Raw genomic sequence first — 21,122 nt, forward strand, 5'->3', positions numbered from 1 at the left:
GGTTTTCCCCACTAGGCCCCGGACGCATGGCGCAAAATTTGGCAACAGGAACGCGGGTTCCTGAAGCACTTAAGCGTTGGCGACAAAAAAACGGCAGTTGGCAAGACCACCGATGCAGAGCGTGTTCATATTGCCCGATTCTATAACACAAAAATGCCGCAAAACCAAGCGGCTTGGCGACGATCGGATGACAGCTCTGTTTTCAGGGGCGGGATCAGCCGCCTTCGCCGGGGGCTTCCGAGAAATACTTTTCGCGCTTTCCGGTCTCGCCGTCGCGCGCCTCTGCCTCGGGCAGCGGATCTTTCTTGGTGATAATCACCGGCCATTTTTCCGAGTATTTGCGGTTGAATTCGACCCACTCATCCATATCCGGCTCTGTATCCGGGCGGATGGCGTCGGCGGGGCATTCGGGTTCGCACACGCCGCAATCAATGCATTCATCGGGGTGAATGACCAGCATGTTCTCGCCCTCGTAGAAGCAATCTACCGGGCATACTTCGACGCAATCGGTGTATTTGCAGGCGATGCAATTGTCGATCACCACATAGGTCATGGGGGCGAAACCTTCTGTTTGTCATCCGCGCGATGCTGTCATCTGCGGCTGACATAAACCCGTGACCGGGATCAATCAAGCCGATCCGGCGCAGGTGCGGCAAATCGGCGGCGGTCGCGTTTGTCGGGGCGCGGGCCAGAGGCTTTGGGCGCCGACAAATCGGGCGGTGGCGGGGGTGGCGACAGGTCGTCATAGAGCGCCTGGGCCTCGGGGGCCGGGCCGCGCCGCGTGCCAAGCGCAAGCACCTTGACCACCCGCACCCGTGGACCGATGGCGAAGGTCAGCACATCGCCGGGGCCGACCTGGGCGGCGGGCTTGGCGATGCGCGTGCCATTCAGGCGCAGCCCCGCCTTGACCAGCCCCGCGGCTATGCTGCGGGTTTTGGCAAAGCGCGCGTGCCACAGCCATTTGTCCACGCGCATGGTCTGGGGCGCGGGAGCGTCAGGCACGCGTCAGTCCTTGGCCTTGAACCCCGCAAGGGCGGCGGCAAAGGGGTTGTCGGGGTCGATGCGCTGGGGCTTTGCTTCGCTGCGCGCCGGGCGCTTGTCGCGCTCTGGCTTGCGGCCATCGCCTTTGCGCCCCTCCCCCTTGGGCTTGCCGCCCTTCGCGCCCTTGCGCGGGCTGCGTGCGTCGCCCTCGGCCTTGCGTGGGCCACGGGCTGCGTCGCGGCGCGGGCGCGGGGCCCATGTGAAGGTATAGAACACCTCGACCGTGTCGGCCTCGGGCGGTGTCGGGGCGTCCGCCTCTGGGGCCGCGGGGTCGGCGGCGGCATCTGCCGGTGCCTCGGCGGTTTCGTCCGCTGCCGTATCGGGTGCGGGGTCCGCCACGGGTTTCGCCTTGTCGCGCTCACCACGTTCCGCCGCGTAGCCAAGCCCCTGCATGAGGTCGGCGAATTGCTCGAGCGTGGTGCCCGTGATCGACAGCATGTCCGGCGTCGCTTCGAAACCCGACCGGCTGTCGCAGGCGCGCAAGAGGTCGGCCAACCGTTCCAGCATGTCGATCCGGATCGCGCGCGCACCCGCCGGGTGATAGCCCGCCATGGTATAATGCGCGCCGGGCACTTCGGTCACATGGGGGATGGTCACAAGACCGGGCGGCGGGCTTTCGGGGAATTCGTCCAACCCCTCATGCAGCGAGCGCAGCACAAGCCGCAGCCGGGTCGGCGCGGGCTTCAGCAGTAGCGGCAGGAAGATGGTGAACTGGCCAAACCGCACGCCATGCTTGCGCAACATGCCGCGCGCGTCTTGGTCCAGCGCCTTGATGTCATTCGCGATCTGGGCGCGCGGGATCACGCCCATCGCCTCGACCAGCTGAAACGCGACGCCGCGCGCCAGGCCCGACAGGGTTTCGTCCCGCGACATGTTCAGAAGCGGCTCGAACAGGGCCGCGATCTTGCGGTCGATGAAATGTTGCAGGCGGCGGCGCACCTTGTCGGCCACATCCGGGCCGGCCTCGTCATCGACAAAAGCCTCTACCTGCGGGCGCAGCGCTTCGTCAGAGCGCACCAGCTTGCCCACGGCGGAGTTGCCCCACATCAGCCCGCCCTGTTCGGTGAAATCGAACTCTGTATCGGGGGCGTTGTAGAACGTGTCCGCGCGCAGATGGAACAGCGGCACAAGCGCGGCAATCGACGCTTGGCGCAGGGTTTTCGCCTCGTCGGGGCTGGCGGTCTTGTCCTGCTTGAAGCGGAACCCTTCCAGACGGCCGATCAGCTCGCCTTCTACCGTCACTTCGCCCTTGTCGTTCACATCGGCCACAAGGCTCTCCTTCTGCTTCAACCGGCGCAACAACACGGATGTGCGCCGGTCAACAAATCTTTGCGTCAACCGCGCGTGCAGCGCGTCCGACAGGCGGTCTTCTACAGCGCGCGTCGCCTCGCGCCAATGCTTTTCATCATCGACCCACGCCTTGCGCTGCGCGATATAGGTCCATGTGCGGATATACGCCAAGCGTTTCGACAGCGCGTCTATATCGCCCTCGGTGCGGTCGATGCGCTGGATGTTGCGCGCCAGCCAATCCGTGTCGATGCGGCCCGCTCCATGCAAGAAGTCGAACACGCGGCCCAGAAGGCCCGCGTGCTCCATGGGTGAAATGCCGCGAAAATCGGGGATGCGGCAGACGTCCCACAACAGCCGCAAGTCGCGCGGGTCGCGCAAGCGGTCCAGCACTTCGGGCAGGGCGAGCAGGCTTTTCAGTGCAACCACGTCATCTGCATCGCGCGCGCGGGTCAGCCAGTCGTTGTTGGTATGCAATTCAAGCGAATCTAGCAGCCGTTTCGCAGACCCGAATTCCAGCCGCGCATTGCGCCATTGCAATTTGCGCACGGGCAGGAATTGATGGTTCTCGATGGCCTCGATCACCTCGTCGGCCAAGGGGCTGGCTTCGCCGGTCACGCCGAAAGACCCGTCATTCTGATAGCGCCCGGCGCGGCCCGCGATCTGGGCCAGCTCGTCGGGGTTGAGCGTGCGCATCCGCCGCCCGTCGAATTTGCGGGTGGCCGAGAAAGCGACATGCTTGATGTCCAGGTTCAGGCCCATGCCGATGGCATCGGTCGCGACCAGGTAATCCACATCGCCATTCTGATAGAGTTCCACCTGCGCATTGCGCGTGCGCGGGCTGAGCGCGCCCATCACCACCGCGCAGCCGCCTTTCTGGCGGCGGATCAGTTCGGCGATGGCATAGACATTTTCAACACTGAAGCCCACGATTGCGCTGCGCGCGGGCATCCGGCTTAGCTTTTTCGAACCTGTATAGCTGAGCTTCGACATGCGTTCGCGGCGGTTGAACTGCACGCCCGGTACCAATGCCGCAATCGCGCTGCGCATCGTGTCCGACCCCATGAACAGGGTTTCATGCAAGCCCCGCGCATGAAGCAGCCGGTCGGTAAAGACATGGCCGCGGTCGGGGTCGGCGCATAGCTGGATCTCGTCGATGGCGACGAAATCGGCGCCAATTTCCAGCGGCATCGCTTCGACCGTGCAGACCCAATACTGGGTGCGGTCGGGCACGATGCGTTCTTCGCCCGTCACCAGTGCCACGCAATCGGGGCCGCGCAAGGCCTTGATGCGGTCGTAAACCTCGCGCGCCAGCAGGCGCAGGGGCAGGCCGATGACGCCGGTGCGATGCGCCAGCATCCGCTCTATCGCGTAATGGGTCTTGCCGGTGTTCGTCGGTCCCAGAACCGCCACCACCCGCGCATTCGCGCGCATGTTCATGGGCCTTGCCCCTTCGCGATGTCAGAGCCTGACGCCCTGCACAGCCTTGTCCAATCGTTCCACGGCGGCTTTTACGTCGTCCCGGTGCGGATGTATAGCTTGCACACGCCGCATCACTTCGAGCGCCTGTTCGGGGTGGCCAAAATCTTCAAGGATGCGCCCCAACCCCATCATGGCAAGGAAATGCTGAGGGTTCAGCGCTAGCGCATATTCCAGATCGGCCAGCGCAAGACCAAGCTTCCCGGCCATGAACCACGCGGTCGCGCGGGCGTGCCAGCCTTCGGCAAAGTCGGGCGCGTGGTCTATGACGGCAGAGAAATGCTCGATCGCGGCCTCTGTCTGGCCCTCGCGCATCGCCTCGCGCCCGCGTTGCAGCAGATAGTCCACGCTGGCAGAGCCAGAGCGCGACCAGATGCGGGTGATCTGGCGCTCTATCCGTTGCCAGCGTTCTTGTGTCGGGTCAGCCAGCCGGTCCAGCAAGACCTGCGGGTCATCGCTGGGCGCGTCTTGCGCGACCACGGGGGCAGACCACGCAAGCGCTGCCGCCACGACAAGATTGAGAATGGACCTGCGAACCGTCATAGTGAAAGTGTAACGCAACGGCGCTGCGAATCCAGCGCGCAACGATCACAAATTCGGAGTATTCCCCATGAGCGACATTCTCGACCACGCCATCAAAGCCCTGAGCGAAAAGCTGGGGGATGGCTATGACGGAACGGCGAAATTCCAGATCGAGGGTGAGGGGTCGATCATGGTCGACAGTGACGGCGTGCGCGAAGGCGATGACGAGGCTGATGTGACCATGATCGCCAGTGTCGACACCTTTCGCGGCATTCTGGACGGCAGCGTGAACCCGACCATGGCCTTCATGTCGGGCAATCTGAAGATCGAGGGCAGCATGGGCGCGGCGATGAAACTGGGCAGCGCGCTGAGTTGAACCCGCCCTTTCACGCCGAAGTTGCGGGCGCGCCACCGCCTGCTTGCGTGGACTGGCTGACGGCCAGCGACGGTGTGCGCTTGCGCGCGGCGCGCTGGGGGGTGGGGCATTTGCCTTGTGTGGCCATCTTCCCCGGCCGCACCGAGATGATCGAGAAATACGGGGCTACCGTGACCGAACTGGTCGCGCGTGGGCATGATGTGGCCGTGATCGACTGGCGCGGGCAAGGGCTGTCGGATCGGTTATGCGACCCGCCCCTGCGCGGCGATGTGCCCGATTTCGCCGATTACCAGAGGGATGTCCACGCCTACTGGGCCTGGCTGGAGGGGCAGGGGCGCGCGCAGCCGCGTTTCGTTCTGGCGCATTCCATGGGCGGGTGCATCGCGCTCAGGGCGCTGACCGACGGGCTGGCCGCCCGCGCGGTGGCGTTCAGCGCGCCGATGTGGGGCTTGCCGCTGTCGCGCGCCACCCGCGCGGCGGTCGCTCCCTTGGCCGCGTTCCTGCGCGCCTTTGGTCAGGATACGGCAGAGGTGCCCGGTGCTGGCGAGGAATTCGCCTTGTGGAACTTCCCGTTTGACCGCAACGAACTAACCCGCGACCCGGATGCCTATGCCACGGCGCAGGCGCAGTTGCGCGCGCATCCGGAGTTGCGGCTTGGCGCACCCTCTATCCGGTGGCTCGCCGCCGCGCTGCGCGAGATGGCGGCGCTGCAAGCCTTGCCCGCGCCCGCTATCCCGGCCTTTTGCGGGATAGGCACGGGCGACAAGATCGTCAGTCAGGACGCCATTCGCCGCCGCATGGCTGACTGGCCACAAGGCAGCCTGACCGAATATGACGCCGCCTTGCACGAGTTGCTGATAGAGCGGGCCGAGGTCCGGCAGGATTTCTTGTCGAAAACCATCGCGCTTTTTGCCCGAAACGGGTAATGCTCCCGCGCCAATAAAATACATTCGATTATTGCAATGTATTTTTCTTGCCCTATATTTTCGGTCAATCGCTACTGGAGATGTCAGCATGAAACCCGAAGTCACGTCTTTCTTTGATGAAGCCACCAACACCATCACCTATGTCGTGCGCGATCCTGCCGGGTCTTCTTGTGCGATCATCGATTCGGTGCTGGATTTCGACTATGCCTCTGGCCGGACCGATACGTCCTCTGCCGATGCCGTGATCGCCTTTGTTCAAGAAAAGGGCTACCGCGTCGAGTGGCTGCTGGAAACGCATGTCCATGCCGACCACCTGTCCGCCGCACCCTATTTGCAGGAAAAGCTGGGCGGCAAGATCGGGATCGGCCGCAACATCACCATCGTGCAGGACACGTTCGGCAAGGTCTTTAACGAGGGCACCGAGTTCCAGCGCGACGGCAGCCAGTTCGACCAGCTGTTCAGCGATGGCGACAGCATCCATATCGGCCAGTTGCGGGTCGATGTGCTGCACACGCCCGGCCATACGCCCGCCTGCCTGACCTATGTCATCGGCGACGCGGCCTTCGTTGGCGATACGCTGTTCATGCCCGATTTCGGCACCGCGCGCTGCGATTTCCCCGGCGGTTCTGCGGAAACCATGTGGGACAGCGTGCAGAAAATCCTGTCGCTTCCCGATGACACCCGCATCTTCGTCGGCCATGACTACAAGGCCGAAGGACGCGACCACTACGCATGGGAAACCACTGTTGGCGCGCAGAAGGCGGCGAATGTCCATGTCGGCGGCGGCAAGTCGCGCGAGGATTTCATTTCCATGCGCACCACGCGCGATGCAAAGCTGGGGATGCCCAAGCTGATCGTGCCGTCCTTGCAGGTGAATATGCGCGCGGGCCAGATGCCCGAAGCGGAAGATAACGGAACCGTCTACCTGAAGGTGCCGGTCAACAAGCTCTGACCCGGAAGGGTTATCAACCGGCGTGCGGGCCTTGCTCGCACGCCCCTGAAGTCGCGAACAGGAAACACAATGATTGAAATGGATTGGGTATGGGGCCTCGTCGGAGGCCTTATGATCGGTTTGGCCGGTGCCGTGTTCTTGCTGGGCAATGGCCGGATCATGGGCGCAAGCGGCATTATCGGCGGGCTTGTGGACCGCAGCGGTCTGTCGAACTGGCAAGAACGCACGGCCTTTCTGGCCGCGCTGGTGGTCGTGCCGGCGCTGATGCTGCCGATTTACAATGTCGAGGTTCAGACCAACATCACCGATAATATGGTGCTGGTCGTGGCCGCGGGCCTGCTGGTCGGCATAGGCACCCGGCTGGCGAATGGCTGCACCTCTGGCCACGGGGTTTGCGGGATTTCGCGCTTCTCTCTGCGGGGCATGGTTGCCACCGTGTTCTATCTGCTGGCCGGTGGCATCGCGATGGTGCTGTTCCGTCATGTTCTGGGGGTGATCTGATGTTGCGCACAATTCTTGCCGCCGTGTCTGGCGGGCTGTTCGGGGCCGGGCTGCTTGTGTCGGGGATGACCGACACGACCAAGGTGCAAGGCTGGTTGGACGTGTTCGGTGACTGGGATCCGACGCTGGCCTTCGTGCTGGGCGGGGCGATCTTGCCAATGGCGCTGGCGTGGTATGTCACGACGCTGCGCACGAAATCGGTGGTTGGCACGGAATTTCCGGCCCGGCCCGACCCCAAGCTTAGCCACAACCTTGTCATCGGGTCTGTGCTGTTCGGCGCGGGTTGGGGTCTTGTTGGCCTGTGCCCCGGTCCGGCGATTGCCTCGCTTAGCTGGGGGGGCACCGGCGGGATCGTCTTTATCCTTGCCATGGTTGCGGGTATGTTGGCCGCCAACCCCATTCGCGCGCGCATCGACCAGGTCGCTGCCGCCTGAGCTTAAGGAGTAAGCCATGGACATCCGTCCTTTGACCGACGGCTATGCCGTGTCGCCCCAGATTGCCGCGGAAGAGGCGGCCGAGATTGCGGCAGCCGGGTTCAAGACCGTGATCTGCAACCGCCCCGATGGCGAAGTGCCGCCCGAATTTCAGGCCGATGCCATTCGCGCGGCGGTCGAAGCGGCGGGGATGACCTTCGTGGTCAATCCCGTTGTGGGCGGGGCCATCACGCAAGACAACGTGACCGAGCAGGGCCGCGCGATCGCAGAGCAGCCCGGCCCGATCCTGGCCTATTGCGCGTCTGGAAACCGGTCGTCCATTGTCTGGGCCATGTCGCAAGCGGCAGCCCGGCCGGTGGACGAGCTGATCGCAACACCCGCGCAATACGGCTACAACCTGGAGCCGTTCCGCCCCATGCTGGAGCAACTTAGCAAGGGCTGACACCGGGCGTAAATCGGGACGGGTTCGAACAGAGGGGCCGCGCTATTTGGCGCGGCCTTTAGCGTTCGGGCAGGTCGTGGGCGGGGTCGTCATCCGCATGTGCGTAGGTCGCGGCGCGTTCTGGTATTGGCGCAGAGGTCGGGGCGGGCGCCGCTTTAGACAGGCGGAGCGTGGGCAAGGTTGCCGCGCCGGGCGGTTGATGCGGCGTCGGATCGGCAATCAGACGAACCGCGCGGAACCCGCGCGCCTGCCCAAGCCGCCCTGTCGCGATCTGGGCCGCACTGATCGTGGTCAGCCCAAGGGTTTCCAGCGCCGAATCCGGCACGCGCAACACATCGCCCACCGACAGGTCCAACGCCTCTTTCAAGGTCAGCTTGAAGCGGCACAGCACCGCGTTCAATGTGACCGGGCTGTTCTCGACCGCGCCGGCCATGCGGGTCTGCCACTCTTCAGCCTCTGCCATCGGGGCAGGCGTGTCTTGCGTGGGGGCAGGGCGGGGCAGTGCCAAGGTCCATGTGCCGGAAACGCGGCCCTGTGCCAGGTCCAGATCAAGGCTAAACAGGTCATAGTCGACATCATCCATCACGACGCCGACGGGGCGTCGGTCATCCAGAAAAGAGCCGTAGACGAAGCCGCTGACCGCCTCTGCCTCTGGCAACTCGGCGCAGCGCTGCGAAATCTGGTGCAGGAACGAATCGATCATCGGGGCCAGAAGCGCCGCGTCGGTGCGCGTGGGCAAACGGGGCGGGGCGGAAGCCGCCGCGCCGGGCGTGACCTGCCCGGTAGTTTGTGCTTCGATCAGCGCGGCCAGCGTTGCCGGGCAGAGCCATGCCATGCCCATCGCGTCGCCCGGCCCTTCCAGAAGGGCGAGGAACATGCCCGGTTCGGTCAGGTCCACCAATTCGGCAAGGGAAACCCGGCGCCGGGCGACATGTGTCACCGCGCCGGTCAGCCCCGGATAGCCCGCGCACATCCGGCCAAAGGCTTGCGACAGCGCTGCCTGAAATGCAGCCCCCTGTTGCGCAGCCTTTGCCCGATTGCGTCGCGTCATCCGCAAAAGCGGATCGGTTCCATCCTCGCCCTGTTGCACCTTTGCCTGTTCCATATTGCCAGAATCCACCCGTTCCGGGCCATCTTGGCAAAGATGGGTTAGCAAAGGGTGAACGCGGCTCAGCCTTGGCAGGCGGGCAGGGAGCGGGTGTAGGCGGCAATGTCGCGGCGCTTTGACCCATCGCGCAGCGGCGGCCAATCGGCGGCCACGCCGCCCCAATTGCCCGGATTGCCCGCAACGACGCCGTCACGCTCGACCGCTTGGGCGGCAATGCGCACGGCGCAGCGCAGGTTCGTCGCGCCGTCATACAGCCCCTTGGGGTGCGACAGGTCGCAGCCGTAAAACTCGGCAGAGGTCGGCCAGATTTGCAGCAGACCGCGATAGCGCCCGCCCGCGCCCGCCGCTTCGGGCCGCCATGTGCTTTCATAAAAGGCCAGACCAGAGAACAGCCCGATCCAGAACGCCTTGCGCTCGCTCTCTGACGCATCGACATAGCCGGGGCAGAACCTGTCGATATCGGCGGGCACCGTTTCGATCAGGGCGCGGCCTTCGCCGCCAAGGGCGGTGTATTGCGCCGCCGTCCAGCGCGCGGCCTCTGGCCGGTGGTCCCAACGCGCGGCGATCTCGGGCGCGGCTTGGGTGGTCGCGGTGGTTGTGCAGCCAGCGGCAAGGGCAATCGCCACGAAGGCGGCAAGGGCAGGGAAACGCATTCTGGTGTCCGAAGGTAACGAGGCCGGACTTGCGGCCACGCGCGCCCTATGCGCCTGCGCCCGCCCCCTTGGCAAGCCTGCCAAAAATCGGGTGGCGGCATTCCGCCGACGCCCAAATGCCGCGAAAACCCGTTTCCCCTTGCCGCGCATTTGCACTAGAACGCAGCAAAGACAGACGATGCAAGAGTGTGGCCCATGCTAGACCTGACCTACGACTCCCCCAAACCCAAGGTAATCTCGGGCGCGACCGGCGATTGGGAGCTGGTCATCGGGATGGAAATTCACGCCCAGGTGGCGAGCGAAGCGAAGCTGTTTTCCGGCGCATCCACCCGCTTCGGGGCAGAGCCGAATTCGAACGTGGCCTTCGTCGATGCCGCCATGCCCGGCATGTTGCCGGTGGTGAACGAATATTGCATCGAACAAGCGGTGCGCACCGGCTTGGGGCTGAAGGCGCAGATCAACCTTGTCAGCGCCTTCGACCGCAAGAACTATTTTTACCCCGACCTGCCGCAGGGCTACCAGATCAGCCAGCTGTATCATCCGCTGGTGGGCGAGGGCGAGGTGCTGGTCGATATGGCGCCGGGCGTGGCGCGGCTGGTGCGGATCGAGCGCATCCATGTCGAGCAGGATGCCGGCAAATCCATCCATGACATGGACCCGAACATGTCCTTCGTGGACCTGAACCGCACGGGCGTGGCACTAATGGAAATCGTCAGCCGCCCCGACATTCGCGGGCCAGAAGAAGCCGCCGCCTATGTCGGCAAGCTGCGCCAGATCCTGCGCTATCTGGGCACCTGTGACGGCAATATGCAGAACGGCAACCTGCGGGCGGATGTGAACGTATCGGTCTGTCGCCCCGGCCAGTATGAGAAGTACCAGGAAACGCAGGATTTCAGCCATCTGGGCACGCGCTGCGAGATCAAGAACATGAACTCCATGCGGTTCATTCAGGCGGCGATCGAGTATGAAGCGCGCCGCCAGATCGCGATTCTGGAAGATGGCGGCAAGGTCGATCAGGAAACGCGGCTCTATGATCCGGACAAGAACGAAACCCGGTCCATGCGCAGCAAGGAAGAGGCGCATGATTACCGCTATTTCCCCTGCCCCGACCTGCTGCCGCTTGAAATAGAGCAGGCTTGGGTCGATGACATTGCGGCCAAGCTGCCGGAACTGCCCGATGCCAAGAAGGCCCGCTTCATGGGCGATTTCGAGCTGACGGATTACGATGCCTCGGTTTTGACCGCCGATCTGGCCGATGCCGCTTATTTCGAGGCCGTGGTCGCCGGTGCGGGCGACGGCAAGCTGGCTGCGAACTGGGTGATTAACGAACTTTTCGGCCGTCTGAAAAAGGACGGGCGCGAGATCGGCGACAGCCCGGTTTCCGCCGAGCAACTGGCGGGGATCATCCGGCTTATCAAATCGGGCGATATTTCCGGCAAGATCGCCAAGGATTTGTTCGAAATTGTCTATACCGAAGGCGGCGACCCGGCGGCTATTGTTGAAGAACGCGGCATGAAGCAGGTCACGGATACCGGCGCGATCGAGAAAGCGGTGGACGAGATTATCGCCGCCAACCCAGCGCAGGTGGAGAAAGCCAAGGAAAATCCGAAGCTGATCGGATGGTTCGTGGGGCAGGTGATGAAAGCCACCGGCGGCAAGGCCAATCCAGCCGCGGTGAACGAGATCGTGGCCAAGAAATTGGCATCTTAGTCTGCTAGCGTGAAGACATTTGGTGCTTCACGCTAGGCAAAATGAAACCGAAGCAGTTGTTTGGAGGGAAAACAATGCGTCGTTTGTTGGTAGCTGTTGTTTTCTTGTTGAGTGCTTTTAGCAGCAGTGTTGTTGCCGACGAAGCACGCGTTGTCATGGGTCTTGGGAACCAGATGGGACCGGGCAGCCCGGAGCTTTCAGCCCGTTACATCGCCGCAGAACCTGTTTTTGGCCATCTGCACCCGACGGTCGGTATGTCCGTTGCGGGAAATGGGTCTGCTTTTGTCGGTCTTGGGGCAGCAATTACCTTTGGCAAACACAGCGAAGGTATTTTTGCGAGGTTCACGTCCATGGTTGGTGCCCACCGTCAGGGAAATGGCCGCAACCTTGGGGGCCCGCTTCAATTCCGAAACGCTCTGGACATCGGGTATCGTTGGGCTTCGGGCGTAGAGGCAGGCTTGGGCGCGGATCACCGTTCCAACGCTGGCCTAGACAGACCGAATCCGGGTTTGAACACGATCTACCTTTTTGCGTCTATCCCGCTGGACTGACCGAAGCCTCTTGCACGAAACAAGGAAACGAGCATGGAACGTTACGAGTATCTGGCTGTCCCGGCACCCGGCAAAGGGATGAAGGTCAAAGGGTTGAAAACGGCCTCTGATCGCTATGCGCATCAGTTGACACTTCTCTTGAACGATCTGGCAGCCGAGGGTTGGGAATACTGGCGCGCCGACACTCTTGCCAGCGAAGAGCGCAAGGGGCTGACCGGAACCACGCGTGTGAGCCATGAACTGCTGATTTTCCGTCGCCTGAACGCCGACGCCCTTGCCGCGCAGATGCCGCAAGAGAGCTATGACGACAGTCAGGATGCGCCAGAGCAGGCCTATGCCACCACTGGCGAGCGGACAGAGCCGCAGCTTGGCAGTTCCGAGCGTTACTATGAGGATACCGGCCCGCGGCTGAGCGCCCCCAGCCGGGACTGACGCGCCTTAGCGCGACAGGCCCGCGGGCAGCGACGGCTGGTCGAGGGCTGCAAAGCCGTAATGGCGCAGCCAGCGCAGGTCGGATTCGAAGAAGGCGCGCAGATCCGGGATGCCGTATTTCAGCATCGCGATGCGGTCGATCCCCATGCCGAAGGCAAAGCCTTGCCATTGGTCAGGGTCGATCCCGCCCGCGCGCAGCACGTTCGGGTGCACCATGCCAGAGCCGAGGATTTCCAGCCAGTCTTTGCCCTCGCCCAGTTTCAACTGCCCATTGTCCCAAGAGCAACGGATGTCCACCTCTGCCGACGGCTCGGTAAAGGGGAAGTGGCTGGCGCGGAAGCGCAGCTCGACCTCGTCCAGCTCGAAAAAGGCGCGGCAGAATTCCTCCAGCACCCATTTCAGCTGTGCCATGTTGATGTCGCGGTCGATCGCAAGCCCTTCGACCTGATGGAACATGGGCGTGTGGGTCTGGTCCATGTCCATGCGGTAGACACGGCCCGGCGCGATCACGCGGATGGGCGCGCCCTGCGCCTGCATGGCGCGGATCTGCACCGGGCTGGTATGGGTGCGCAGCACATGCGGCGGGCGGTCGTCGCCTGCATCGCGGTGCATGAAGAAAGTGTCATGTTCCTGTCGCGCCGGGTGTTCGGGCGCGATATTGAGCGCGTCGAAATTGTACCAGTCGGATTCGACTTGCGGGCCCTCGGCGACGGCAAAACCCATATCGGCGAAAATAGCGGTCAGCTCGTCCATCACCTGGCTGATCGGGTGGATCGTGCCCATCGGGCGCGGGCGGCCCGGCAGGGTGACGTCCAGCCATTCGGTTTTCAGCCGCGCATCCAGCGCCGCATCGTCCAGCGCGACCTTGCGCGCTTTCAGCGCCGCGTCGATCTCTGATTTCAGGCTGTTCAGCACCGGGCCGGCGGCTTGGCGCTCCTCGGGGCTCATCTGGCCCAATTCGCGCATTTTCAGCGCGATCTCGCCCTTCTTGCCCAAGGCGGCCAAGCGCACGGCTTCCAGCGCGCCGGCATCGGCGGCCGTGCCGATCTGTTCGAGGTATTTCGCGCGAAGCTCTGAAATTCCGTCCATGGTCCGCCCTTGGCTAAACTGTATCGCGCCCGTGGCATAGGCAATGCCGCCACCGGATGCAAGCATACGCTGGACCGCGCCGACGCTTGGGCGGTGTGAATCGCATCGCGGCAGCTAGTCGGGCGCAAGGGGGGTGTTTGTGACGGTGCAATTGCGCCCGCTCTCCTTGGCCTTGTAAAGCGCGCGATCGGCGCTTTTCATCAGCGGATCGAGCGCGCGGGCATCTTGCGGGTAGCTGGCGATGCCGCAGGAAACCGTCACCGTCGGAAGCGTCACGCCGCCCGCGTCCAGCTGTAGCCCCGCCACCTGTTGGCGCAGGGTTTCGGCAATGTCGCGGGCGCGCGCGGTGCCAAGGCCGGGGCAGAGAAGCGTGAATTCCTCGCCACCCATGCGGCACGGGTAGATGTTCTGCTCGGTCAAGGGGGTCATCAGCTTGGCCACCTCGCGCAGCACAAGGTCGCCCGCATCATGGCCGAACTGGTCATTGAACCGTTTGAAATGGTCCACATCCAACGCGATCAGCGACAGGTCTGCATCGTCGCGTTCGGCATTCGCCAAATCGCGGGTTGCCTGTTCGCCGAACCAGCGGCGGTTCCAAAGCCCGGTCAGCGCGTCGCGCAAGGAACGTTCCTGCAATTCGTGGCGCAGGCGCACATTGGCCACGGCAAGGCTGATCTGCTCGGCGCAGATCAGCGAGATGTCCCAGCGATTGCCCAACACCTCTGCCCGCATGTGGCGCATCAGCCCGTCCTCTTCGAACCCGTCGAAGATGATGTGCATCAGTCCGATGGTTTCGCCATGCGCAATGATCGGCAGGCAGAAATAGGGTGTGTCCGCCTTGTGGACATGGTCGCACGGAAACTGGATCGGTTTCAGCCCATAGGCATAGGCGCGGCCACGCCGCAGCGCCCAGCAATCATCGGGCAGGATATGGTCGGGGAAATCGGGAATGGTGCCCCAGCTTGCGACAAGGTCCAGCGTCATGCGTTGCGCGCCGTAAATATAAAGCGCGCCATCCGCTTCCGGGATAAGTGTGTGCATCGCGCGGCGCACGACCATCAACAGCTCGTCAAAGGATTTCGCGGAATAGAGCCACTCGCTGGTCAGCGCCAGAAGCTGGCGTTCGGACTGGCGCAGCGCTTCAGCCTGGCGCATTTCCTCATTCTGCTCTTCCAGCGCCTTGCGTTCGGAAATGTCGCGCATGGTCGAGATGAAATGCGTATGCAGCCCGCCCGCGTCGTAGACCGGCGTAATCTTCAGATCGACCCAAAAGGGCGTGCCGTCGCGGCGGTAATTCAGAATATCCAGCCGCAATTCGCGCCGCTGGGCGCAGGCCTGGTTTATCATGCGCGCGGCCACCGGGTCAGTGTCTGGGCCTTGCAACACGGATCCCGGTTCGCGGCCAAGAATATCGTCCAGCGCGAAGCCGGTTTCGATGCTGAAGGCGGCGTTTACCCAAAGCGCCTTGCGATCCGGGCCGCTGATGACAACTGCGTCGGACGAATGGCGCGCGACCAGCGCCGCGAAGAAATTTTCATTTTGCTCATCCGGACCAGAGCAATCTTTTGCGCACATTGCCAACCTCTACCTGCACCCGGGCAGCATGGCGCAGGCGGGTTAAGAAATCGTGACGCAGGCCCGCCGGTCACAGACCGTGACATCAGCGCTTTGCCGCGTTAGCCTGCGCGCAAACGGGGCTGTCCCCGTGCTCGCTGAAATCCCGATTCAAGGAGAGACCATGCGCGATTCCGTGACCGATCTGAAATCCCTGCTGAACGACCCCGGCTTGCTGCAAACCCAAGCCTATCTGGCGGGCGATTGGGCAGACGCAGATGACGGCGCGACCTTCGAGGTGACGAACCCCGCGCGCGGCGACGTGATTGCGACGGTGGCCGACCTGTCGCGCACAGAGGTGGCCCGCGCCATAAACGCAGCCGAATCCGCCCGTCACGCCTGGGCTGCGCGCACCGCCAAGGACCGCGCCGGCATCTTGCGCCGGATGTATGAGCTGATGATGGAGAATGCCGATGATCTGGCAATCATCCTGACCGCCGAAATGGGCAAGCCCTTGGCAGAGGCGCGGGGCGAAATCGCCTATGGCGCCAGCTATTTCGAATGGTTCGCCGAGGAAGCCAAGCGCATCTATGGCGAAATCCTGCCCGGCCACCAGCCCGACAAGCGCCTGTCGGTGCTGAAACAGCCTATCGGTGTGGCTGCGGCGATTACGCCGTGGAACTTCCCGAATGCCATGATCGCGCGCAAGATCGCGCCCGCGCTGGCCGCCGGATGCAGCTTTGTCGGGCGTCCGGCGTCGGAAACGCCGCTCTCGGCGCTGGCGATTGGTGTGATCGCGGACCGGGCGGGGCTGCCGAAAGGGTTGATGTCCATCCTGCCCTCGTCGCGCGCGTCCGACATTGGCAAGGAATTCTGCGAGAATCCCAAGGTGCGCAAGCTCAGCTTCACCGGCTCGACCGAGGTGGGGCGCATCCTGATGCGGCAGGCGGCCGATCAGGTCATGAAATGCTCTATGGAGCTGGGCGGCAATGCGCCTTTCATCGTGTTCGATGACGCCGATCTGGATGCCGCCGTGGAAGGTGCAATTGCCTGCAAGTATCGCAATAACGGGCAGACCTGCGTCTGTGCGAACCGCATCTATGTGCAGGACGGTGTCTATGACGCCTTCGCCGAGAAGCTGGCCAAGGCTGCGTCGGAATTGCGCGTGGGCGATGGGCTGGAGGATGGCATCCAGCTTGGCCCGCTGATCCACGACGAAGCGTTGACCAAGGTCGAATCCCATGTCGAGGATGTGCTGGCGCATGGCGGTTCCGTTCTGACCGGCGGCGCGCGGCACAATATGGGCAGCAACTACTACCAGCCCACGGTTCTGACCGGCGTCACCCAGCAGATGAAGGTGGCCAAGGAAGAAACCTTTGGCCCGGTCGCCCCCCTGTTCCGCTTCAAGACAGAGGAAGAGGCAATCGCCATGGCCAATGACACGATCTTCGGCTTGGCCAGCTATTTCTACAGCCGCGACATTGGCCGCATCACCCGCGTGCAAGAGGCGCTGGAATACGGGATTGTCGGGGTCAATACCGGCATCATCTCGACCGAGATGGCACCCTTTGGCGGGGTCAAGCAGTCGGGTATCGGGCGCGAGGGCTCGCGCCACGGGATCGAGGATTACCTGGAAATGAAATATGTCTGCCTGAGCGTCTGACGCCGCGGGGCCGACAGATGCCCCGCGTTGTCCTCAAGCCTGACAGGTCATAGCCCATGAAAAAAGCCCCCGCGATCTGCGGGGGCTTTCGTTTTCGTCCAACTGCTTAGCAGCTGTAATACATGCTGTATTCGATCGGATGCGGGGTGTGCTCGTAGGCGTAAACTTCTTCCCACTTCAGGTCGATATAGGCCATGATCTGGTCCTTGGTGAACACGTCGCCAGCCAGCAGGAAGTCATGGTCCGCAGCAAGGCTTTCCAGCGCTTCACGCAAGGATGCGCAAACGGTGGGGATGCCTTCCAGCTCTTCCGGCGGCAGGTCGTACAGGTCTTTGTCCGACGCTGGGCCCGGATCGATCTTGTTCTTGATCCCGTCGATACCGGCCATCAGCAGCGCTGCAAAGCACAGGTAGGGGTTCGACGAGGGATCGGGGAAACGAGCTTCGACGCGCTTGGCTTTCGGGCTTTCCGTCCACGGGATACGCACACAGCCAGATCGGTTGCGCGCGGAATAGGCGCGCAGAACCGGGGCTTCGAAGCCGGGGATCAGGCGCTTGTAGCTGTTGGTCGACGGGTTGGTGAACGCGTTCAGCGTTTTCGCGTGCTTCAGGATGCCACCGATGAAATACAGCGCTTCCTGGCTCAGATCGGCGTATTTGTCGCCTGCGAACAAGGGTTTGCCGTCTTTCCAGATCGACATGTTGACATGCATCCCGGTGCCGTTGTCGCCCTTGACGGGCTTGGGCATGAAGGTTGCGGTCTTGCCATAGGCGTCAGCCACGTTCTTGATGACATACTTGTATTTCATCAGCTCGTCGGCCTGCTTGGTCAGCGAGTCGAAGATCAGGCCAAGTTCGTGCTGGGCCGATGCAACCTCGGTGTGGTGCTTGTCGACCTTCATCCCCATGTCTTTCATGGTGGTCAGCATTTCCGAGCGCATGTCCTGGTTGGCATCGGTCGGGTTCATCGCGAAGTAATGACCCTTCACGCCCGGACGATGGCCGCTATTGCCATGCTCGTAATCGGTGTCGCTGTTCCAGGCCGCTTCTTCTGCGTCCACTTCGTAGCCGACCTTGTTGATCTTGTCGCTGAACTTGACGCTGTCGAAGACGAAGAACTCGGCTTCCGGGCCAAAATAGGACACGTCACCGATACCGGTCGATTTCAGATAGGCCTCGGCTTTTTGCGCGGTGCCGCGCGGGTCGCGCTCATAGGGCTCGTTGGTGTCGGGCTCGACAATCGAGGCGTGGATGGCGAGGGTCTTTTCCGCGTAGAACGGGTCGATATAGACGCTCTCGGTGTCCAGAACCAGTTTCATGTCGGATGCTTCGATGCCCTTCCAGCCGGGAACCGAAGAGCCGTCGAACATGAAGCCTTCTTCGAGGAAGTCTTCATCAACCATGTCGTTGATGATGGTCACGTGCAGCATACGGCCGCGCGGGTCGACGAAGCGGATGTCGAGATAAGCGACATCTTCCTCTTTCATTAGTTTGAGAACGTCAGCAGCACTCATGTGTTTTCCCTTTGCTTTTGAAACATGTGATGGGAGCGGGTCGCGGCACGAAGATGCGCTTACAGCGCGTCGTCGCCGCTTTCGCCGGTGCGAATCCGGATCGCCTGTTCCACCGGAGAGACGAAAATCTTGCCATCGCCGATCTTGTCGGTGCGGGCCGCAGCCACGATGGCCTCGATCGCGCTTTCAACCTGCTCGTCGGGTAAGACCACTTCGATCTTCACCTTCGGCAGGAAGTCGACCACGTATTCTGCCCCGCGATACAGTTCAGTATGGCCCTTCTGACGGCCAAAACCCTTGACCTCCAGCACCGACAGACCTTGAACGCCCACGTCTTGCAGGGCTTCTTTCACCTCATCCAGCTTGAAGGGCTTGATGATGGCTTCGATCTTTTTCATACGGATGCCTCCTCGGGTCTCGCAGGCGACTGCGCTGGCTTGCCACTGACAGATCATGTTCAGCTAAGGGCCACAATCTGATAAGGCGTTGGACTTGACCGGCTTTGGGCCGAAAGCGACGCGTGCGGTCAAAAAAAAGACAATACGCACAAAAAATAAGCTATTTGAAAATTATTGGTGCAGGAAAGTGACTGAAATTCTGACATCTGCCCAAATGCGCGCCATTGAGGGGGCGGTAATTGATTCTGGCGCGGTCACGGGACTGGCGCTGATGGAGCGCGCGGGTCAATCCGTTCTGGATGCGATCTTCGGACAATGGCCCGATATGGCCCGTCAGCCGGGCTTGGCGCTGGTGCTGTGTGGTCCCGGCAATAATGGTGGCGACGGGTTTGTCATCGCGCGACTGCTGGCGGGGCAGGGGTGGCGGGTGCGCGTGGCCCTGCTGGGCGATCCCTCTCGTCTGAGTCCGGACGCGCAGATAAACCATGACCGTTGGGTGCAGGGCGGTGGGGTCGTGCAGGCCTGGGCCGAGGCTGTCGCGCAAGGCAAGGCCGGTAGTCGCGATGTCACGCTATTGATTGACGCGCTGTTCGGCACGGGCCTGACCCGTCCGTTGGGGGTGTTGCACGATGACCTGTCGCGGCTTCTGGCCCCCGACATGGCCCCGCGACCCAAGATCATTGCCGTGGATGTGCCGTCGGGCCTGTGCGCCGATAGCGGCCGCGTGCTTGGCCCCATGGCTCCTTTCGCCCTGCGCGCGGATCTGACCGTCAGCTTTCACCGTATGAAACTGGGGCATGTGCTGGCAGATGGGCCGGAACTGTGCGGCAAGGTGGTGGTTGCCGATATCGGCCTGTCATCCGGGCAGGTGCCGGGGATCGTGCAGGCCGTGACCCGGCCCGAGGGCGCGCGTCTGGACAAGCACATGGGCCACAAATTCAACCATGGGCACGCGCTGGTTCTGTCCGGTGGGGCCGGTCGCACTGGCGCTGCCCGGCTGGCGGCGCGCGGTGCCTTGCGCATGGGTGCGGGGCTGGTGACGCTGGGCGTGCCGGGGGCGGCCCTGTTCGAGGTCGCCGCCCAGATCACCGCGCTGATGCTGACGCGCATCGACACGGCCGAATCCCTTGCGCAGGTGCTACAGGATACACGCATCAACGCGCTGTGCCTTGGGCCGGGGCTTGGGGTCGAGGCAGAGCAAACCGCGCTGATAGAGGTCGCGCTGGACGCGCGCCGCCCGACCGTGCTGGACGCCGATGCGTTGACCTGCCTGGCGCAGACGCCAGAGCTCTTTGCGAAGTTGCATGACACTTGTGTTCTAACCCCGCATATGGGCGAGTTTGCGCGGCTCTTTCCCGATATCGCGGCCAAGCTATCCGCCCCGCCGCTGCATGGCCCTGCCTATTCAAAGGTCGACGCCACGCGTGCCGCTGCCGCGCGGGTTGGTTGCGTGGTGCTGCTGAAAGGGCCGGATACCGTGATCGCGGCGCCGGATGGCCAGTGTCGTATTCACGCGGCGGCCTATGATCGCGCGGCCCCTTGGCTTGCGACGGCGGGGGCAGGCGATGCGTTGGCCGGGTTCATCATCGGCTTGCTGGCGCGCGGGCAGACGCCACTGGAAGCGGCCTGCACGGCAGCATGGCTGCATGTCGACTGCGCCCGCGCGTTTGGGCCGGGCCTGATAGCAGAGGATTTGCCAGAGGTGTTGCCAAGGGTCTTGGCCCAGATCACCGGGCAGGCGTGAGCACAACCTGCGCGCCGTCCAGATCCAGCGTGACGGGCGTGTCAAATTCCAGTTGAAACAGCACCGCGGCACGCGGCTGGCCGCGGCGCAGCTTTGCCCCATCGACCAAGCGCGCGGCGGGGCTGGCCGTGGGCTGGCCAAAGATAACCTGCGCGCGCCAATCATCCGCGATCATGGATTGCCCGGCACCCAGCACCAAGGGCGCGCGGCCTTTGCGGGCCATGCGGACAATATCGGCCCCATCCACGCGCTTTTGCCGGATTGCGCGCAATTCGTGCAGGTTGCCCACGCTGTCCAGAACCAGGTCGCCCGCCATCAACCGATCGACCGGCTGCCAGCCCATCAGCGTGCGCACCCGCGTCGTGGGGCCAAACCCGTTAGGCTCGGTCTTGACGGGGCGTGCATCAATCGTGCGGGCCGCGCGAAGAGGAGGAGCAAGCGAAATGGTCGTCATGGTCTTAATCCTTTGGGGCAGGCTATCGTCGAAATGTGACGAAAGGGTAAATGCCGAAATCTTTGTTCACTGTTTCAGTTCCGGCGACAATCGCGGCCAAATGCGGCCAGAATCGGGCGCGCCCGTGTCGGTTCTTTGGCCGGCTGTGCTTTTTCCCCTCGCGCCCGCGCCACGGCTTTGCTACATCGCCCCTATGCGGGTGTGGCGAAATTGGTAGACGCACCAGATTTAGGTTCTGGCGCCGCAAGGCGTGGGGGTTCAAGTCCCTCCACCCGCACCATTGAAGCAGTTCG

22 protein-coding genes and 1 tRNA gene are annotated in these 21,122 nt (G+C 62.9%); 12 read left to right on the forward strand and 11 right to left on the reverse strand.

Features of this window, described 5'->3' with window-relative positions; translation table 11 throughout:
- Window positions 1–214: 214 nt before the first annotated feature.
- From fdxA to J1C52_RS06170, 4 genes are all read right to left on the reverse strand, one after another.
- Window positions 215–553: a ferredoxin FdxA gene (gene fdxA, locus J1C52_RS06155; protein ID WP_227427058.1), complete on the reverse strand. Its 339-nt coding sequence runs from the start codon at window positions 551–553 to the stop codon at window positions 215–217.
- Between the two features lie 71 nt (window positions 554–624).
- Window positions 625–975: an RNA-binding S4 domain-containing protein gene (locus tag J1C52_RS06160; RefSeq protein WP_227427269.1), complete on the reverse strand. Its 351-nt coding sequence runs from the start codon at window positions 973–975 to the stop codon at window positions 625–627.
- Between the two features lie 30 nt (window positions 976–1,005).
- Window positions 1,006–3,762, reverse strand: a complete 2,757-nt coding sequence (locus J1C52_RS06165; protein WP_227427270.1) for a helicase-related protein — start codon at window positions 3,760–3,762, stop codon at window positions 1,006–1,008.
- 27 nt (window positions 3,763–3,789) lie between these two features.
- Complete coding sequence (locus J1C52_RS06170; RefSeq protein WP_227427059.1) at window positions 3,790–4,350, reverse strand: tetratricopeptide repeat protein; 561 nt, start codon at window positions 4,348–4,350, stop codon at window positions 3,790–3,792.
- Between the two features lie 67 nt (window positions 4,351–4,417).
- On the opposite strand from J1C52_RS06170, the gene J1C52_RS06175 reads away from it, so the two are divergent.
- The 6 genes from J1C52_RS06175 to J1C52_RS06200 all read left to right on the forward strand — a co-directional run bounded on the left by J1C52_RS06175 (window position 4,418) and on the right by J1C52_RS06200 (window position 7,960).
- On the forward strand, window positions 4,418–4,705 hold the full coding sequence (locus tag J1C52_RS06175) for an SCP2 sterol-binding domain-containing protein (protein ID WP_227427060.1): 288 nt from the start codon (window positions 4,418–4,420) through the stop codon (window positions 4,703–4,705).
- A gap of 47 nt (window positions 4,706–4,752) precedes the next feature.
- The gene (locus tag J1C52_RS06180) at window positions 4,753–5,631 is read left to right on the forward strand and encodes an alpha/beta fold hydrolase (protein WP_227427061.1); all 879 of its coding nucleotides are present in this window, start codon (window positions 4,753–4,755) and stop codon (window positions 5,629–5,631) included.
- A gap of 88 nt (window positions 5,632–5,719) precedes the next feature.
- Window positions 5,720–6,583, forward strand: a complete 864-nt coding sequence (locus J1C52_RS06185) for an MBL fold metallo-hydrolase (RefSeq protein WP_227427062.1) — start codon at window positions 5,720–5,722, stop codon at window positions 6,581–6,583.
- Between the two features lie 72 nt (window positions 6,584–6,655).
- Window positions 6,656–7,084 carry a YeeE/YedE family protein gene (locus J1C52_RS06190; protein ID WP_227427271.1) on the forward strand — a complete coding sequence of 143 codons (429 nt, stop codon included), beginning with the start codon at window positions 6,656–6,658 and terminating at the stop codon, window positions 7,082–7,084.
- 2 nt (window positions 7,085–7,086) lie between these two features.
- The gene (locus J1C52_RS06195) at window positions 7,087–7,518 is read left to right on the forward strand and encodes a DUF6691 family protein (protein WP_227427272.1); all 432 of its coding nucleotides are present in this window, start codon (window positions 7,087–7,089) and stop codon (window positions 7,516–7,518) included.
- 16 nt (window positions 7,519–7,534) lie between these two features.
- Complete coding sequence (locus tag J1C52_RS06200) at window positions 7,535–7,960, forward strand: TIGR01244 family sulfur transferase (protein WP_227427063.1); 426 nt, start codon at window positions 7,535–7,537, stop codon at window positions 7,958–7,960.
- Between the two features lie 58 nt (window positions 7,961–8,018).
- Here the strand turns inward: J1C52_RS06200 and J1C52_RS06205 are convergent, their stop codons facing one another.
- Both J1C52_RS06205 and J1C52_RS06210 read right to left on the reverse strand, forming a co-directional pair.
- Window positions 8,019–9,065, reverse strand: a complete 1,047-nt coding sequence (locus J1C52_RS06205) for a FliM/FliN family flagellar motor switch protein (protein WP_227427064.1) — start codon at window positions 9,063–9,065, stop codon at window positions 8,019–8,021.
- Between the two features lie 65 nt (window positions 9,066–9,130).
- Window positions 9,131–9,721 (reverse strand): lytic transglycosylase, encoded by a 591-nt coding sequence (locus J1C52_RS06210; protein WP_227427065.1) that lies wholly within the window; start codon window positions 9,719–9,721, stop codon window positions 9,131–9,133.
- A 195-nt stretch (window positions 9,722–9,916) separates the two neighbouring features.
- On the opposite strand from J1C52_RS06210, the gene gatB reads away from it, so the two are divergent.
- The 3 genes from gatB to J1C52_RS06225 all read left to right on the forward strand — a co-directional run bounded on the left by gatB (window position 9,917) and on the right by J1C52_RS06225 (window position 12,414).
- Window positions 9,917–11,431, forward strand: a complete 1,515-nt coding sequence (gene gatB, locus J1C52_RS06215; protein WP_227427066.1) for an Asp-tRNA(Asn)/Glu-tRNA(Gln) amidotransferase subunit GatB — start codon at window positions 9,917–9,919, stop codon at window positions 11,429–11,431.
- A gap of 74 nt (window positions 11,432–11,505) precedes the next feature.
- The gene (locus tag J1C52_RS06220; RefSeq protein ID WP_227427067.1) at window positions 11,506–11,982 is read left to right on the forward strand and encodes an acyloxyacyl hydrolase; all 477 of its coding nucleotides are present in this window, start codon (window positions 11,506–11,508) and stop codon (window positions 11,980–11,982) included.
- Window positions 11,983–12,015: 33 nt separating this feature from the next.
- Complete coding sequence (locus tag J1C52_RS06225; RefSeq protein WP_227427068.1) at window positions 12,016–12,414, forward strand: DUF4177 domain-containing protein; 399 nt, start codon at window positions 12,016–12,018, stop codon at window positions 12,412–12,414.
- A gap of 6 nt (window positions 12,415–12,420) precedes the next feature.
- Here J1C52_RS06225 and pheS read toward each other — a convergent pair whose 3' ends face one another.
- Both pheS and J1C52_RS06235 read right to left on the reverse strand, forming a co-directional pair.
- Window positions 12,421–13,503: a phenylalanine--tRNA ligase subunit alpha gene (pheS, locus tag J1C52_RS06230; RefSeq protein WP_227427069.1), complete on the reverse strand. Its 1,083-nt coding sequence runs from the start codon at window positions 13,501–13,503 to the stop codon at window positions 12,421–12,423.
- Between the two features lie 114 nt (window positions 13,504–13,617).
- Complete coding sequence (locus tag J1C52_RS06235) at window positions 13,618–15,078, reverse strand: sensor domain-containing diguanylate cyclase (protein ID WP_227427070.1); 1,461 nt, start codon at window positions 15,076–15,078, stop codon at window positions 13,618–13,620.
- A 163-nt stretch (window positions 15,079–15,241) separates the two neighbouring features.
- On the opposite strand from J1C52_RS06235, the gene J1C52_RS06240 reads away from it, so the two are divergent.
- Window positions 15,242–16,720: an NAD-dependent succinate-semialdehyde dehydrogenase gene (locus J1C52_RS06240; RefSeq protein WP_227427071.1), complete on the forward strand. Its 1,479-nt coding sequence runs from the start codon at window positions 15,242–15,244 to the stop codon at window positions 16,718–16,720.
- A gap of 106 nt (window positions 16,721–16,826) precedes the next feature.
- Here the strand turns inward: J1C52_RS06240 and glnA are convergent, their stop codons facing one another.
- Both glnA and J1C52_RS06250 read right to left on the reverse strand, forming a co-directional pair.
- Window positions 16,827–18,233: a type I glutamate--ammonia ligase gene (gene glnA, locus J1C52_RS06245; protein WP_227427072.1), complete on the reverse strand. Its 1,407-nt coding sequence runs from the start codon at window positions 18,231–18,233 to the stop codon at window positions 16,827–16,829.
- 59 nt (window positions 18,234–18,292) lie between these two features.
- Window positions 18,293–18,631, reverse strand: coding sequence for a P-II family nitrogen regulator (locus tag J1C52_RS06250; protein ID WP_227427073.1), 339 nt, complete (start codon window positions 18,629–18,631; stop codon window positions 18,293–18,295).
- Between the two features lie 187 nt (window positions 18,632–18,818).
- On the opposite strand from J1C52_RS06250, the gene J1C52_RS06255 reads away from it, so the two are divergent.
- On the forward strand, window positions 18,819–20,375 hold the full coding sequence (locus tag J1C52_RS06255; RefSeq protein ID WP_227427074.1) for an NAD(P)H-hydrate dehydratase: 1,557 nt from the start codon (window positions 18,819–18,821) through the stop codon (window positions 20,373–20,375).
- Here J1C52_RS06255 and J1C52_RS06260 read toward each other — a convergent pair.
- Window positions 20,359–20,829 (reverse strand): Hint domain-containing protein, encoded by a 471-nt coding sequence (locus J1C52_RS06260; protein WP_227427075.1) that lies wholly within the window; start codon window positions 20,827–20,829, stop codon window positions 20,359–20,361. The genes J1C52_RS06255 and J1C52_RS06260 overlap by 17 nt on opposite strands.
- Before the next feature lie 195 nt (window positions 20,830–21,024).
- Here J1C52_RS06260 and J1C52_RS06265 point away from each other — a divergent pair.
- Window positions 21,025–21,109: transfer RNA gene (locus J1C52_RS06265), tRNA-Leu, on the forward strand.
- Window positions 21,110–21,122: the final 13 nt, after the last annotated feature.

Origin of the sequence: Roseibaca sp. Y0-43 (assembly GCF_020667835.1) — a bacterium.
Lineage (GTDB): Bacteria > Pseudomonadota > Alphaproteobacteria > Rhodobacterales > Rhodobacteraceae > Roseinatronobacter.